General features: G+C 33.4%; 1 protein-coding gene. It reads left to right on the top strand.

Going from position 1 to position 867, the window contains the following annotated elements:
• The first annotated feature begins 2 nt into the window (after window positions 1–2).
• Window positions 3–716, top strand: a complete 714-nt coding sequence (gene pyrH, locus HMPREF3181_RS02955) for a UMP kinase (protein WP_068472827.1) — start codon at window positions 3–5, stop codon at window positions 714–716.
• Window positions 717–867: the final 151 nt, after the last annotated feature.

Raw genomic sequence — 867 nt, 5'->3', positions numbered from 1 at the left:
TTATGGATTTAGAATTTAAAAGAGTAGTTATTAAACTTAGTGGAGAGGCTTTGTCCGGTGGAATAGGACATGGACTTCACGATGAAACAATCGAAAAAATTTGTAAATCAGTAAAAGGTGTATATGATTTAGGAATTCAAATTTGTATTGTAGTTGGTGGTGGTAATTTTTGGAGAGGCCGTTCAAGTGAAAATATAGAACGTTCAACTTCAGACCACATGGGTATGCTTGCAACAATAATAAATTCTCTAAGATTACAAGCTACATTGGAGAATTTAGGAATACCGACAAGAGTTCAAACAGCAATTAATGTTCACGAAGTTGCTGAGCCTTTTATAAAAAGAAAGGCGGAAAGACATCTTGAAAAAGGCAGAATAGTTATTTTTGGTGCTGGTACAGGTATGCCATATTTTTCAACGGATACAACTGCAGCTTTAAGAGCTGCTGAAATGAATGCAGATGTTATTTTACTTGGTAAAACAGGAACAGATGGTGTTTATGATTGTGATCCAAATAAATTTGACGATGCAAAGAAATTTGATGAACTAACATATATTGAAATTTTAAATAGAGGTTTAGGTATAATGGACGCTACTGCGACTTCTCTTTGTATGGATAATAATATTCCACTTGTTGTATTTGGAATTGATGACCCTGAAAACTTGGTTAGGGTTGCAAAGGGAGAAAAAGTAGGAACAATTGTAAGGGGGAAATAAATATGTATAAAGAAGTAATTAATGAATTAGAAAGAAAAATGTCAAAATCAATAGAGGCTTATGAAACAGAATTGACAACTGTTAGAGCTGGAAGAGCTAATCCTGCTATTTTAGACCAATTTACTGTTGATTATTATGGAACAGAAACACC

The sequence above is a fragment of the Parvimonas sp. KA00067 genome (assembly GCF_001553085.1).
Taxonomy (GTDB): Bacteria; Bacillota; Clostridia; order Tissierellales; family Peptoniphilaceae; genus Parvimonas; species Parvimonas parva.
Note: the sequence above shows the minus strand (reverse complement) of the source record. Positions and strands in the feature narration are given on the sequence as shown.

Coding starts and splice junctions, on each gene's coding strand:
- pyrH (WP_068472827.1), top strand. CDS start 3: ATGGATTTAGAATTTAAAAGAGTAGTTATTAAACTTAGTGGAGAGGCT.